The organism is Amycolatopsis sp. NPDC051071 (assembly GCF_040682875.1).
Lineage (GTDB): Bacteria > Actinomycetota > Actinomycetes > Mycobacteriales > Pseudonocardiaceae > Amycolatopsis.
The window spans coordinates 29,709-44,293 of the sequence record NZ_JBFBBY010000060.1; the positions used below are offsets into that span (position 1 = coordinate 29,709).

Here is a 14,585-nt window from a genome sequence, read left to right on the forward strand (position 1 = left end):
AGCTGCAGTATGGCCAAGCTGCCATCGGACCCGGCGCCTGATCATCGCAATGCTGTGCTCTTCGAGTTGTTCGTGCACAGCGTCGTCGACTACGCCATTTACATGCTGGACGTCGACGGCAACGTGATCAGCTGGAACCCCGGCGCGGAACGGATCAAGGGGTATTCCGAACAAGAGATCCTCGGCCGTCCGTTCGCCGTCTTCTACACCGAGGACGACGTCGCCGACGGGAAGCCCGCCGCGGAACTGCTCATCGCGGCCGAGGTGGGCAGCCACGAAGACGAGGGCTGGCGTGTGCGGCGCGGCGGGGAACGGTTCTGGGCCAACACCGTGCTCACCGCGCTGCGCGACCGGCGCGGGGAACTCGTCGGTTTCGGCAAGGTGACCCGCGACCTCACCGAACGCCGGAGAACGGAACAGGAAAGAAACGGGCGGCGGCAGGCTTTCGCCCATTTGGTCAGGGCACAGGAAACCGAACGCCGTCGTATCGCGTGGGATGTTCACGACGATTCCATTCAATCGATGATCGCGGTGAGCATGCGCATGCAGATGCTCGCCGCGCAACGGCGCGATTCCGCGATGATGCAACTCGACGAAGCGATCCAAGGCGCCATCCGGCGGTTACGGATCCTGGTCGCCCAGTTGAGGCCGCCGGCGTTGAACGACGAGGACCTCGTGGAGTCCGTCCGGGACTACCTCGACGAGGTCGTCGCGGGCTGGGGACTGGACTGCGCGCTGGACCACGATTTCACCGCGAAACCACCACCGGAACTCGTCCTCACCGCGTTCCGGATCATTCAGGAAGCTCTGGTGAACGTGCGCAAACATGCCGACGCCACCACGGTCACGGTCTCACTGACCGGATCCGACGGCGGGCTGCTGGGAAAGGTGGCCGACAACGGGAAAGGAATGAAGGGAAGCGGCCCCAGCACGTACGACGTGGTGTCGGGTGAGCACATCGGAATGGCATCGATGCGCGAACGCGCCGAGGCGGCGCAAGGCTGGTTCAGGGTTTCCAGTAAGCCGGGTACCGGCACGTCGGTGGATTTCTGGATCCCGCTCGCCGGAACCGGACCCATCCGGCGCTGACGGTTCCCCCGGACCCGGGGAACCCCGAACAAAGGAGACACCTCGATGCCGGCACTCGACGACGAGGGTCTCCAGAGGCTGTTGGAAGGGCTGAAAGCCGTCCGTGACGGCGATTTCAGCACCAGGCTGCCCCAGGTGGACGACGTCCTGATGGGCGAAATGGCGGTGGTGTTCAACGGGATGGTCGACCAGCTGGCGCTGTTCACCTCCGAAGTCACCCGCGTCGCGCGCGAGGTCGGGACGGACGGCAAGCTCGGCGGCCAGGCCGCGGTGCCTTCGGTTTCGGGCACCTGGAAGGACCTCACCGACTCGGTGAACGCGATGGCGGGCAATCTGACCGGCCAGGTCCGCGACATCGCCGAGGTCGCGACGGCGGTGGCGAAAGGTGATCTGTCGCAGAAGATCACCGTCGACGTCAAAGGCGAGATGCTCGAACTGAAGAACACGATCAACACGATGGTGGATCAGTTGTCGTCGTTCGCCGATGAGGTCACCCGGGTCGCGCGTGAGGTGGGCAGCGAGGGACGTCTTGGCGGGCAGGCGGAGGTTCCCGGGGTGGCCGGGACGTGGCGGGATCTGACGACGTCGGTGAACTTCATGGCGGGCAACCTCACGGATCAGGTTCGTTCGATCGCCGAAGTGACCACCGCGGTGGCGAAAGGCGACTTGTCGCAGAAGATCACGGTGGACGCGCGGGGTGAGATCCTCGAACTGAAAAACACGATTAACACGATGGTCGATCAGCTGTCGTCGTTCGCGGACGAGGTCACCCGAGTGGCGCGCGAGGTCGGTACCGAAGGCGCGCTCGGCGGCCAGGCCCAGGTTCCCGGGGTGGCCGGGACGTGGCGGGATCTGACGACGTCGGTGAACTTCATGGCGGGCAACCTCACCGCGCAGGTGCGCTCCATCGCGCAGGTGGCGACGGCGGTGGCGAAGGGCGATCTGTCGCAGAAGATCACGGTGGACGCGCGGGGTGAGATCCTCGAACTGAAGAACACGATCAACACGATGGTCGATCAGTTGTCGTCGTTCGCGGACGAGGTCACGCGTGTCGCACGCGAGGTCGGCACGGAAGGGCGGCTGGGTGGTCAGGCGGATGTGAAGGGTGTGTCGGGCACGTGGAAGGGCCTGACGGAGTCGGTGAACGTCATGGCCGACAATCTGACCGATCAGGTCCGCTCGATCGCCGAAGTCACCACAGCGGTCGCGAAAGGCGATCTCTCACAGAAGATCCGCGTCGACGCGCGGGGCGAGATCCTGGAACTCAAGGACACGATCAACACGATGGTCGGCCAGCTGTCGTCGTTCGCGGACGAGGTCACGCGTGTCGCACGCGAGGTCGGCACGGAAGGGCGGCTGGGTGGTCAGGCGGATGTGAAGGGTGTGTCGGGCACGTGGAAGGGCCTGACCGAGTCGGTGAACGTCATGGCCGACAACCTCACCGATCAGGTCCGCTCCATCGCCCAGGTCGCGACCGCGGTGGCTCGCGGCGATCTGTCGCAGAAGATCACCGTCGAGGCCAAGGGCGAGGTCGCCGCGCTCGCACAGACGATCAACACGATGGTCGACACGCTGTCCGCGTTCGCGGACGAGGTCACCCGCGTGGCGCGCGAGGTCGGCACCGAAGGCATCCTCGGCGGGCAGGCGCGTGTGCCGAACGTCGCCGGCACCTGGAAGGACCTCACCGACAACGTCAACTCGATGGCGAACAACCTCACCGGCCAGGTCCGCAACATCGCCCAGGTGACCACCGCCGTGGCGCAGGGCGACCTGTCCCGCAAGATCGACGTCGACGCGCGGGGCGAGATCCTGGAACTCAAGACCACCATCAACACGATGGTGGATCAGCTGTCCGCGTTCGCCGCCGAGGTCACCCGCGTCGCGCGTGAGGTCGGCAGCGAAGGACGTCTTGGTGGCCAGGCGGAGGTCGAAGGCGTTTCGGGCACCTGGAAACGGCTCACCGAGAACGTCAACGAACTCGCCGGGAACCTCACCCGCCAGGTGCGGGCGATCGCCGAGGTGACCAGCGCGGTCGCGACCGGCGACCTCACCCGGTCGATCTCCGTCGAGGCGCAGGGCGAGGTCGCCGAGCTGAAGGACAACATCAACGCGATGGTCCAGTCGCTGCGTGAGACGACGCGGGCGAACGAGGAACAGGACTGGCTCAACAGCAACCTCGCGCGGATCTCCGGCCTGATGCAGGGACACCGGGACCTGCGAGTGGTGGCTTCGCTCATCATGAACTACCTGACCCCGCTGGTCGGCGCGCAGCACGGCACGTTCTTCCTCACCGAGGCGAGCGAGAACGGGACCAAACTGAGGCTGATCACGAGCTACGGGCACAGCGAGGACGTGGACATCCCGGTGGAGTTCGCGATGGGTCAGTCGCTCATCGGGCAGGCGGCCCAGACGAAGAAGGCGATCGTCGTCGACCGGACACCGCCGGGCTTCGTGCGGATTTCCTCCAGCCTCGGTTCCGCGCCGCCGGTGAACTTGATCGTGCTGCCGATCATCTTCGAGGATCAGGTGCTCGGCGTGATCGAGCTGGCGTCGTTCGGTGAATTCACCGCCGTCCGCAAGGATTTCCTCGAACAGCTGATGGAGACCATCGGCGTCAACGTCAACACCATCATCGCCAACGCGCGGACCGACTCCCTGCTCGAGGAATCCCAGCGGCTGGCCGAGGAACTGCAGGCCCGTTCCGAAGAACTCCAGGCACAGCAGGCGAAACTTCAGGTGTCCAACGCCGAACTGGAGGAGAAGGCCGAACTGCTGGCACAGCAGAACCGCGACATCGAGGTGAAGAACTTCGAGATCGAGCAGGCGCGGCAGGAGATCGAAGAACGCGCGCGGCAGCTGGCGCTGGCGTCGAAGTACAAGTCCGAGTTCCTCGCCAACATGTCGCACGAACTGCGGACGCCGCTGACCAGCCTGCTGATCCTCGCCGGTGTCCTGTCACAGAACTCGACCCAGAACCTGACGCCGAAACAAGTCGAGTTCGCCAAGGTCATCCAGTCGGCGGGTACGGATCTGCTGCAGCTGATCAACGACATCCTCGACCTGTCGAAGGTCGAGGCGGGCAAGATGGACATCCACCACGAGCCGTTCCCGCTGCGTCAGCTGCTCGACTACGTCGGCACGACGTTCCGCCCGCTGACCGCCGAGAAGGGCCTGGACTTCCAGGTGACGGTGGAGCCGAACGTGCCGGAACTGCTGTTCACCGACGAGCAGCGGCTGCGGCAGGTACTGCGGAACCTGCTGTCGAACGCGGTCAAGTTCACCGAAGACGGCAGCGTCGAACTGCGGGTCAAACTGGTCGACACGATCGTTTCGCCATCGGCGGACGGCCACGAGACCCTGGTCGCGTTCAGCGTGATCGACACCGGGATCGGGATCGCGGAGGAGAACCTGGAGTCGATCTTCGGCGCGTTCCAGCAGGCCGACGGCACCACCAGCCGTAAATACGGCGGGACCGGCCTCGGCCTCTCGATCAGCCGTGAGGTCGCCTACCTGCTCGGCGGTGAGATCCGGGCGGACAGCGTGCTGGGCACCGGCAGCACCTTCACCCTCTACCTGCCGGTGGCCCGGTTCACCGCGGCCGCGGCGGCGGGAGAGTCCATTTTGGACAATGTCGGGGCGAACGGGGCGGAACGCCGGGTTTTGGTGGTGGAAAGCGAACAGAACAGCCTGCTGACCCTGCTCGCCCGCGGCGTCGCCGCCGATGTCGCCGACAGCCACGGTTCGGTCCACGTCCGTGCCGTCGCCAATCCGGCCGAGGCGTTCGAGGAACTGAAACGCGACAGCTACCGCTGCGTCGTACTCGACACCAGCATTCCCGGCACGAGCGCGCTGACGTTCCTCAAACGCCTGGTCGAAGGGCCGGATCCGGTCGAGGTCCCGGTGCTGGCGCACGCGAGCCGCAAGCTCAGCGCGGCGCAGGACCGGCTGCTGCAGGGGCACGCGCGGGTGCACCCCGTCGAACTGCTGCCGTCACTGGACATGCTGCGGGAACGCATCATGCTGCACATCTCGGCGAGCGAACTCGAAGGCATCCTGCCGCTGATGCACCAACCCGAAGGGCCTCCGGTGACCCCCGAGGCGACGGCGGAGGTCGCCGACCGGCCTGTCACACCGAGGCGGCTGGAAGGGCGCAAGGTCCTGCTCGTCGACGACGACGCCCGCAACGTGTTCGCGATCGCCGGGATGCTCGAACTGCACGGGCTGTCGGTCGTGCACGCCCCCAACGGGCGCAAAGGGATCGACGAACTGCTGTCCGACGACGGCATCGACCTCATCCTGATGGACGTGATGATGCCGGAGATGGACGGCTACGCGACGACGGCGGCGATCCGCGAGATGCCGAAGTTCGCCGGGCTGCCGATCATCACGGTGACGGCGAAGGCGATGGAAGGAGACCGCGAGAAGAGTCTCGCCGCCGGGGCGAGCGACTACGTCACGAAACCCGTGAACACGGCGGAACTGCTGGCCTGCATGGAGCGCTGGCTTTCGGATTGAGCGGCCTACGCCGTCCCGTTGGCGCTGTTCGCGCACAGACGGCGGATGGCGGCGATGATCTCGGTGTTGGGGCTTCCCTTGACGAGGTACTCGGTGACACCGGCGGACGCCATCTGGGCGATGGACCGGGTGTCGCTGTGCGCGGAGAACGCCATCAGCCGGGTGTGGGGTACACGCCGCCGGATCTCCCTTGCCATCCAGGCGCCGCCTCCGCCGGGGATCCGGACGTCCAGGACGGCGACCTCCGGTACCAGCGACTCCGCGAGCGCGACCGCTTCGCCCGCGTTGAGCGCGATGGCGACCACCTCGATGTCGGGCTCGGTCTCCAGTAGGGCGCGCAGGGCGTCACCGATGACCGGGTTGTCGTCCGCTACTAGCACCCGGAGTCTGGGGGGCTGCGTTCGGTTCATGACCAAGTCCGTGCCCGCGGTGTCTGCGGCGCCGGTGGTGGTCGCGGGCCCCCCGCCGAGCATGGCGTGACTCAGCAAGAGACCCGGCCGGCGCCCTCGCTTGTCTGCTCGACGAGTGTCCTCGCGACGTCATGGATCTTCATGTTGTTGTTACGGCAGAACGAGCGCAGTAGTTCGAACGCCGAATCGATGTCGATCTGGTATCGCTCGGCGAGAACCCCCTTCGCCTGTTCGATGGGGAGCCGATGATCCAAGGCGTATTGGAGTTGTTCGGCCTTGGCCCGGTAGAGACGGACGCGATCGCGCAGGGTGACAAGCTCGTCGGCCGGGTCTGGGGCGCCGGACGAGGAAGCCGGCGAAAGCGTGCTCTCGGACATGGGGCGATCGTGGCAGCGACGGTGGATCCCCGGAAGAAGAGAACGTCCTGACTCGAATGATGCAAATGAACCTGGTCCCGACGGCGGGCACTCGAACGGGCGGCAAACAGGGCCCTTTGGCCGGTCGCAGTGACCGGTCGTGCACCGTACCCTCGGTGCCGAGGAGGGAAACCGTGGAGGTCCGAATGCTCCGGGTGTTTCTGGTCGACGACCACGAGGTGGTCCGCCGTGGGGTCGCGGACATGCTCGAAGAGGACGCCGGTCTGTGCGTTGTCGGCCAGGCGGCGACGTTTTCCCAGGCACTGGCGCGGATTCCGGCTATGCGGCCGGACGTCGCGGTGCTCGACGTGCGGCTCCCGGATGGCAACGGCGTCGAACTCGCGCGCGAGCTGCGCTCGAAGATGCCCGAACTGAAATGCCTGATGCTCACGTCCTACACCGACGAGCAGGCGATGCTGGACGCGATCATGGCAGGCGCGAGCGGTTACGTCATCAAGGACATCCGGGGGATGGACCTGGTGGCCGCGGTCAAGGAGGTCGGCGCCGGCCGGTCGTTGCTGGACGCGCGCGCCGCCGCGACGCTGATGGCGAAGTTCCGTGACGACGCGGCGAAGAAGGGCCCGCTCGCCGGGCTTTCGGAGCAGGAACGCACCTTGCTGGAGTTGATCGGCGAGGGACTGACCAACCGGCAGATCGCCGAGCGGATGTTCCTGGCCGAGAAGACGGTCAAGAACTACGTGTCGCGGCTGCTGACGAAACTCGGGATGCAGCGGCGTACCCAGGCGGCCGTACTGGCCACGGAGCTCCGGCGTCCTTGAGGTCGCCCTCAAGCGGTCAGGCGGAGACGAGTGTTTCGAGCAGGACGTCTTCGAGCGGGCGGCGTGGCGTCCACGGCAGGGGTGCGCCGTGGCCGACGCGGAGCAGGACCTGTGGCCACACCCCGCAGCCGAGGAGACGGCGAAATTCGGCGCGTGCCGAGGGGACCAGTACCGGCGGCGAGATGAACGACGTGTCCAGCCCCGCGCCGGTCGCCGTGAGCAGAACCCGCTGCAAGGCCTGGCCGACCTGCAACCGGTCGAGGCGTCCGTCGGAGAACGAGCCGATCACCACCACCAGTGGGTCCGGCCGAGAGCCGTCGCCGTCGGTCCCGAACTCCTCCAGCAGCCAGCCTTCGTCCGTGGGGGAGCCGTCGGTCGCGTAGGACGGCACACCGTCGCGGACCTCGCCGCCCCGGTGCGTCCAACGGCCGAGTTCGGCGACGAAGGCCGGATCGGCGAGCTGGTCCAGCCGTGCGCTGGCGGAGAGATCACGCAAATGGCGGCACTGGACGGCGTCGAGGCTCGGCAGCCACGCGTGTTCGAGTTCGGTGGCGTGGCGCAGCTTGGTGAGGGTGGACCGCGGGATGGCCGTGGGCAGGAACGGTCTTCGATTGGTCCGGCGGCGGGGGATGGCCCGCGCGAGCCGGACGACCTTCGGATCGGGGGTGCGTTCGGCGAGCGGGCGGACGACGGCCAGCAGGTCGGGGTCGGCGCGGCTCGGCATCAGGGTGGTCGCGGGATGGAACCCCAACGCGTGGATCGCTGTCCGGAGAGTGAAGAGGGCGGCGCCGCACGAGATGACGAGCTCCCGCCCGTCCGGATCCGTGACCGGTAACATACGGCGCGGATCGGCGTGGAGTTCGATCCCGGTGGAGGTGCACCGGAAGAGCCATGGCTGGGTGTTGTGCGTCGACGGGGCCAGCATGGCCGACCGGAGGACGCAATTCACCTGATCGGAGTTCAAGCGCCCGACCTTGGTGACTTGTATGGTCATGGTTTCCCCTCGCCGCCGCGCCAAGGGCGTTGCAGGTAGGTGTCTCGGTGAGACGGTCCCGCCTGCGGTGCGGTGCCGGAAGAGGAGAAAGTCCCCACGGCCGCGAGTCGTCCCGATCTTCGGAGGCGGAGCACGATGTCGGCTCAGGGCCGGTTCGGCGGAAGTGACGACCGGAACACCGGCGCGCTGTCCCAGGTGAGGGTTCGCGAAGTGCTGCGGGACCTCCAGGACCGCATCGAACGGCTCATCGGCACCCGCGACAAGATGGACGGCCTGCTCGAAGCGGTGCTCGCCGTCGCGTCCGGACTGGAACTGGACGCGACGCTGCGCCGCATCGTGCGGGCCGCGATCGACCTCGCCGAGGCGGGCTACGGCGCGCTCGGGGTGATCGCGGACGACGGTTCGCTCGCCGAGTTCGTCTATCTCGGCATCGACGGCGAGACCGAACAGCGGATCGGGCGTCTGCCGAAGGGCCACGGACTGCTGGGTTTCGTCATCGACGAGGCGAAACCGGTGCGGCTGGCCGACATCTCCCGGCATCCCGCGTCGGTCGGGTTCCCGCCGTGTCATCCGCCGATGCGCTCGTTCCTCGGAGTGCCGATCCGGGTGCGCGACGAGGTGTTCGGGAACCTCTACCTCACCGAAAAACAAGGCGAGAGTTTCACCGACGACGACGAGGTCGTCGTGCAGGCGCTCGCCGCGGCGGCCGGGATCGCGATCGAGAACGCCCACCTTTACGAGAAGGCCCGCGTCCGCCAGCAGTGGCAGGCCGCCACCAGCGAGGTGACCACGGAACTGCTGGGTGGCACCGATCCGGTCGACGCGCTCAACCTGATCGCCAGCCGGGCACTGGAACTGACCGGCTCCGACCTCACACTGCTCGCCCTACCCGGTTCCGGCAGGCTCGACGTCAGCCCGGACGGCGGGGACGAGTCCGGCGAACTGACCGTCGCGGTCTGTGCCGGCGCCAGATCGGCGGAGCTGACCGGCGCGCGGATCAGCGTCGCCGCGTCGCTGCCGGGAGCGGTCTATCGCGACCGGACGCCACGCAGTGTGCCGGAACTGGTGCTGGGCGACGAAGGGGAGTTTCGGCTCGGTCCGACACTGGTGGTGCCGCTGCGGGCGCGCGAACGCACGTCCGGGGTTCTGATGGCGGTGCGGAACCCGGGCTCGGTCCCGTTCGAACTCGCGCAGCTGCCGGTGGTGGCGTCGTTCGCCGACCAGGCCGCGCTGGCGCTCCAGCTCGCCGCGCGGCAACGCACCGCCAGGGAACTCGACGTGCTGGCCGACCGCGACCGGATCGCCAGGGATCTGCACGATCACGTGATCCAGCGGCTGTTCGCGGTCGGTCTCGCCCTGCAGGGCACGCACCGCCAGGCGGAGTCGCCGGAACTGCGACAGCGGCTCGGCGAGAGCATCGACCAGATGCACGAGATCGTCCACGAGATCCGCACGGCGATCTTCGATCTCCACGGCGGTGAAGCGGCCGAACGGGGCGTGCGGCTACGGCATCGCCTTTACGACTCGATCACCGAACTCACTGACGACACCTCGACGCATCCGACGGTCAGCCTGTCCGGGCCACTCGACTCGATCCCGCTGCCGTTCGCCGAACACGCGGAGGCGGTGGTGCGGGAGATGGTCGGCAACGTCGTCCGGCACGCGGCGGCGAGCAGTGTTTCGGTGAGTGTCGCGGTGAAGGACAACGTCCTGCGGATCGTGGTCGCCGACGACGGGACCGGCATCGACGGAGCTTCCACGATTTTCGGCGGGCTGCGGAATCTCCGCGAGAGGGCGGCGACGGCGGGCGGCATTTTCCGTTTGGAGGCAAGAGAAGAGGGCGGTACCCGGGTCGAGTGGTCCGCCCCCTTGCGTTGATCTCGGGTCAGTTCGTGGCCAGCGCGGTGAGCACCCCGTCGACGTCGGAGGCGACGGTCTCCAGCAGTTCCGCGGTGAGGTCCGAAAGCGCCCGCGCCACCGCGAGATAGGAGCCGACTTGGGAGATCGCGCTCTCTCTCAGCCCGATGTGTGCCATTCCGACACCGACGAACTCGCCTCCGTCCTCCAGCCGGAGCAACGCTTCCGCGCGAACGCGGTATTGGCTGTGCTGCAAGGAAACGTCAATGGTCCATTTGCCGGTGTTGTCGGTCATCGTCGGCTCCGTTCCGGTCATCGAGACTCCCCATCGGCGCGTCCCGCCGGATACCCCGGGCGAGGTCGGGCCAATCCCCCATCTCGTGGCCATCAGGGTTTCGGCTCACCGCCATCCGCCGGTCATCCGGGACGGATTCAGTCTGTGTATGAAGATCATGCGGAAATCCTTGGTGGCGATGCTCGTCGCCGGTCTCTCGCTCGCGGCGTCCGCGCCCGCGGTGGCGGACGCTCGCGATCGCGGCTCGATCGTCATCACCGAGCAGGCGTCGAAACGAATCCTGGTGCTGCCCGCCGACCGCGCGTCCTGGCAGAATCGGAAGATCAGCTGGGCGTGGGCACCGAATTCCGCCAACGGGCTGGCGGACCTCGCCGGCTCGTGGAGCAACCCGAGTGACGCGAAGCTCGCCGAGCGGAACGGCGAGAAGTACTTGCTCACGTCGGCGTCCGGCGGCTTCGTGGCCGTCGTGCCGTATCCGGCTGGGGACAAGGCTTATTGGGCGGCGAACGTCGGCGGGCCCGCGAATCCGCACAGTATCGAACTACTGCCGGACGGGAACGTCGCGGTCGCGGCCAGTACCGGCGGCTGGGTGCGGATCTACACCGCTTCGCAGGGGCAGCGCTCTACGAACTACGCCGAGTACCCGCTTGTTGGGGCGCACGGCGTGGTGTGGGACGCCGGCCGGAACGTGCTGTGGGCGCTGGGCACCCACGCGCTGGTCGCGCTGAGCGTCGGCGGGACACCCGCCGCACCGGTGGTCACCGAGCGGCGGTCCGTGCCGCTGCCGAGCAAGGGCGGCCACGACCTCCAGCCGGTTCCGTATCGGCCCGACCTGCTGTGGGTGACCACGGAATCGGCCGTGTACCAGTTCGGGAAGACGAGTGGCGGGTTCAGCAGGCACTACGCGGGTGCGCGGCAGATCGACCAGCCGGACGTGAAGAGTGTGACGACGAATCCCCGGACCGGGCAGGTCCTGACGGCTTCGATCCAGGAGGGGCATCTCTGCACGTGGTGCACGGACACCGTCCGGCTGGCCTTTCCACGCGCCGAGCTGGCGCTGCACGGCGCGTGGATCTACAAGGCCCGCTGGTGGATCGGTTGAGCTTGTACTTCGGTGGTTCCGTGTCGGTACCGGCCGTTCGGGGGGCTACCCGGCCGGTACCGACACACCAGAGAAGAGGGGATGCCGCCGCGACAATGACGGCTGGCGGCGTCTTTCACCTGACCGAGTGAACTGGGCGGTTCGGCGGGCGCCTTTGACCCATTCGGGGTATGTGCCTCACCCGAGGAAGGCCTGAAGTTCGTCGATGACCGTCCGTGGCTGTTCTTCGGCGACAAAGTGGCCGGAACCGGAGACCTTCCGCACCCGGACGTCCACCGCCTTGGACGGCAGGACCGCGGTGAAGTAGTCGTAGTTCAGTTCCGACGCCAGCCCCAGCATCGGCGCGGCGATCTTCCCGTAGGCCTTCTGGTCCTCGATGTCCTTGCCGAACGCCTGATACCAGCCGTTGCCCGCCCGGATCGCGTCCGGACGGTCGTACGCGGCGGCGTAGATCGCCCGGTCGCGGCCACCGATCGAGGCCGGGTCGGCCAGCAGATGGTCGAACATCCAGTCGACGAGAAGTCGTGACCGGCCTGCCAGCAACTGTTCTGGCAGCGTGGCGACCTGGTTGAAGGCAAACCACCAGACGTTGAACGGCTGTCCGGGCGGGGCCAGCATCGGGAGCTGGTACAGGCTTTCGTCGGGGTGCGAGACATCCATCAGCGTGACGGTCTTCGTCGCCTCCGGGTGGTTGGCGGCAAAGCTGAACGCGACCATCGCGCCGATGTCGTGCCCGGCGATATGCGCCTGCCGGTAGCCCAGTGAGTGGACCAGTTCGAGGATGTCGCGGGCCATCGTCTTCTTGTCGTACCCGCTCTGCGGCTTGCCGGAGCCACCCATGCCGCGCAGGTCGACCGCGATCACGCGGTACCGCTTCGCCAGCGTGGGCATGATCGCGCGGTACTGCCACCAGGTCTCGGGCCAGCCGGGCAGCAGAATCAGCGGCTCACCGCGGCCACCCGCGACGTAATGCAGCTGGACGCCGTTGACCTGGGCGTACGCGCTGCGGAAGCCACCGGGCAGGGATCGGGCGAGTTCCGCGTCGCCGGGCGCGGACGGCTGCCCGGCCTCGGCGACGCCACCCGAGGCGACCAGCGCGGCCGCGGCACCCGCGCCGAGGGTGAGCATGGACCGGCGGTTGAGGAAGGAGCGGCTGTCTTCGGTCATGCCTTGATACTGGCTCGTTCACGAGGGCGGCCGTGAGCGGTGATTTCGCCAACCGGCGTCGGTTTCAGGACAGCATGGGTTCGAGGACGCCGAACGTCTCGCGGTAAGCCATCGGGGTGACGCCGACCTGCCGCCGGAAGTGCGGCCGGAGGGCGGCGGCGGAGGAGAACCCGCAGTGCCGGGCGATCTCGTCGACCGGGAGGCAGGTGGATTCGAGCAGTTGCCGCGCGCGGATGACGCGCTGGTGGGTGAGCCAGAGGCCGGGAGCGGCGCCGGTGATCTCGCGGAACCGGCGGTCGTAGTTGCGTCTGCTCATGAGCGCCCGTCTGGCCAGTTCGTCGACCGGGAGCGCGGTGTCCAGCCGGGTGAGCGCCCAGGTCATCGTCTCCGAGACCGGGTCGTCTTCGTCGGGTTCGGGCATCGGCGATTCGATGTACTGCGCTTGCCCACCAGGCCGGTGCGGTGGGACGACCATGCCCTTGGCCAGCCGGTTCGCCACCTCGGCACCACACCAAGACCGGATCAGATGCAGGCCGAGGTCCATCCCGGAGGCGCCACCACCCGCGGTCAGGATGTCGCCGTCGTCGATGTAGAGGACCGACGCGTCCAGCCGGACCGCCGGGAAGCGGGCCGCGAGCAGCGGCGCCATCGCCCAATGCGTGGTCGCCGGGCGGCCGTCGAGCAGCCCCGCCGCGGCCAGCACGAAAGCACCACTGCACAACCCGGCCACGCGGGCACCCCGGGCGTGCGCTGTGCGCAGTGCCTCCAGCGCCTCTTCCGGCGGATCCTGCGACGGCGATCGCCAGTTCGGGACCAGCACGAGGTCCGCGTCCCTGATCGCGTCGAGGTCCTCCGGGACCGGGACGGTCAGGCCGCCGCCACGCAGGGCGGCGTCCGGTTCACCGCCGACGACCCGGATCTCGAGGCCGGGGAGTTCCCCGAACTGCGAGGCCATGTCGAAGACGCCGAACGCGAAGGACATCGCGCCGAGCGACGCCCCGTCGAAGATCACGACGACCAGCCGTTTCATGTCCGCGAGTCTAGAGTCCGATGAGGACGGTGAACTGGCGAAACGGTAGATTCGCCGCACGCTCGACCGTTGTCCGGGGGAAGGGAACACCGATGTCTTATCCGCAGGGTCCCCACGGGCCGCAGGGTCCGCAGTGGGGTCAGCCGCATCCGGGGCAGCAGCCGTATCCGCAGCAGAGCTATCCCCAGCAGCAGTACCCGCCGCAGCAGGGCTATCCGCCGCCCGGCTACGGCGGCCCGCAGTTCCCGGGTCAGCAGCCGCCGCCGAAGAAGGGCAACGGCCTGATGATCGGTCTCATCGCCGGTGGCGGCGGGCTGGTGCTGGTCATCTTCGTGATCCTTGCCTTCGTGGCGCCCGGATTCCTGGTGAGCGACAGCAAGTCCTCGTCGTCGGCGAGTGCCACCCAGACGCCGCTCAGCCTCGACTGGGGCCCGGTCCTGGCAGGCAAGTTCATGCTCGCGGTATTCGGCGATGAGGCCGACAAGGCCGCCGAGTCCGCCTGCGCGGACTCCAAAGAGAAGGTCAGGGCGGCCGCGAAGGCCTTCGGCGATCAGAACGCGTCGCTCACCGCGAAGGACCCGAGGCAGGCCGGTCCGGACCTGATCGTCCTGACCATGTCCGGAACGCTGAACTACGAAACCGAGTTCACCGCGACCATGGAGGTCCGGCGGGAAAGCGGCGACAAGTACTGCATTTCGTCCGTCTCGCCGCTTCCGCCGCCTGCCTGAGCCACTCGGGGTCGTGAGTGTTTTGGGTCCTTAGAGCCAAGACTGTCTTGAGTAGCTACTGGATTTGACTGCGGGGCTGATCGTGGGTCAAGTTCGTGAATGTCTCCCTGCCTAGGTACGTGAAGGCCCCCTTCCTGTACCTAGGCGCAAGGAAGGGGGCCTTCCTGTACCTCAGGCGAGCAACGGGGCGCCGGTACCGAGCG

Annotated in this window: 12 protein-coding genes; 6 read left to right on the top strand and 6 right to left on the bottom strand. The window is 67.5% G+C overall.

The window, feature by feature from the left end:
* Positions 1-9: 9 nt before the first annotated feature.
* The gene (locus tag AB0M65_RS20500; RefSeq protein ID WP_364029492.1) at positions 10-1,089 is read left to right on the top strand and encodes a PAS domain-containing sensor histidine kinase; all 1,080 of its coding nucleotides are present in this window, start codon (positions 10-12) and stop codon (positions 1,087-1,089) included.
* Positions 1,090-1,134: 45 nt separating this feature from the next.
* The gene (locus AB0M65_RS20505; protein WP_364029494.1) at positions 1,135-5,604 is read left to right on the top strand and encodes a HAMP domain-containing protein; all 4,470 of its coding nucleotides are present in this window, start codon (positions 1,135-1,137) and stop codon (positions 5,602-5,604) included.
* A 5-nt stretch (positions 5,605-5,609) separates the two neighbouring features.
* Here the strand turns inward: AB0M65_RS20505 and AB0M65_RS20510 are convergent, their stop codons facing one another.
* A complete protein-coding gene (locus tag AB0M65_RS20510) occupies positions 5,610-5,984 on the bottom strand; it encodes a response regulator transcription factor (protein WP_364029516.1) in 375 nt (124 codons plus the stop codon).
* A gap of 101 nt (positions 5,985-6,085) precedes the next feature.
* Positions 6,086-6,391 (bottom strand): ANTAR domain-containing protein, encoded by a 306-nt coding sequence (locus AB0M65_RS20515; protein WP_364029496.1) that lies wholly within the window; start codon positions 6,389-6,391, stop codon positions 6,086-6,088.
* A gap of 185 nt (positions 6,392-6,576) precedes the next feature.
* Here AB0M65_RS20515 and AB0M65_RS20520 point away from each other — a divergent pair, with 185 nt between their 5' ends.
* On the top strand, positions 6,577-7,209 hold the full coding sequence (locus AB0M65_RS20520; protein ID WP_364029498.1) for a response regulator transcription factor: 633 nt from the start codon (positions 6,577-6,579) through the stop codon (positions 7,207-7,209).
* Between the two features lie 16 nt (positions 7,210-7,225).
* Here the strand turns inward: AB0M65_RS20520 and AB0M65_RS20525 are convergent, their stop codons facing one another.
* Positions 7,226-8,203 (bottom strand): hypothetical protein, encoded by a 978-nt coding sequence (locus AB0M65_RS20525; protein WP_364029500.1) that lies wholly within the window; start codon positions 8,201-8,203, stop codon positions 7,226-7,228.
* A gap of 135 nt (positions 8,204-8,338) precedes the next feature.
* Between AB0M65_RS20525 and AB0M65_RS20530 the strand changes: the two genes are divergently transcribed.
* The gene (locus tag AB0M65_RS20530; RefSeq protein WP_364029502.1) at positions 8,339-10,081 is read left to right on the top strand and encodes a GAF domain-containing protein; all 1,743 of its coding nucleotides are present in this window, start codon (positions 8,339-8,341) and stop codon (positions 10,079-10,081) included.
* Between the two features lie 7 nt (positions 10,082-10,088).
* Here the strand turns inward: AB0M65_RS20530 and AB0M65_RS20535 are convergent, their stop codons facing one another.
* Entirely contained in the window at positions 10,089-10,376 is a 288-nt protein-coding gene (locus tag AB0M65_RS20535; protein ID WP_364029504.1) for a dsRBD fold-containing protein, read from the bottom strand.
* Positions 10,377-10,503: 127 nt separating this feature from the next.
* Between AB0M65_RS20535 and AB0M65_RS20540 the strand changes: the two genes are divergently transcribed.
* Positions 10,504-11,457 carry a DUF6528 family protein gene (locus AB0M65_RS20540; RefSeq protein WP_364029506.1) on the top strand — a complete coding sequence of 318 codons (954 nt, stop codon included), beginning with the start codon at positions 10,504-10,506 and terminating at the stop codon, positions 11,455-11,457.
* A gap of 177 nt (positions 11,458-11,634) precedes the next feature.
* On the opposite strand, the gene AB0M65_RS20545 is transcribed toward AB0M65_RS20540, so the two are convergent.
* Together AB0M65_RS20545 and AB0M65_RS20550 are read right to left on the bottom strand one after the other, a co-directional pair.
* On the bottom strand, positions 11,635-12,624 hold the full coding sequence (locus tag AB0M65_RS20545) for an alpha/beta hydrolase (protein WP_364029508.1): 990 nt from the start codon (positions 12,622-12,624) through the stop codon (positions 11,635-11,637).
* 64 nt (positions 12,625-12,688) lie between these two features.
* On the bottom strand, positions 12,689-13,654 hold the full coding sequence (locus tag AB0M65_RS20550; protein WP_364029510.1) for a helix-turn-helix domain-containing protein: 966 nt from the start codon (positions 13,652-13,654) through the stop codon (positions 12,689-12,691).
* A gap of 92 nt (positions 13,655-13,746) precedes the next feature.
* On the opposite strand from AB0M65_RS20550, the gene AB0M65_RS20555 reads away from it, so the two are divergent.
* Positions 13,747-14,382: a hypothetical protein gene (locus tag AB0M65_RS20555; protein ID WP_364029512.1), complete on the top strand. Its 636-nt coding sequence runs from the start codon at positions 13,747-13,749 to the stop codon at positions 14,380-14,382.
* Positions 14,383-14,585: the final 203 nt, after the last annotated feature.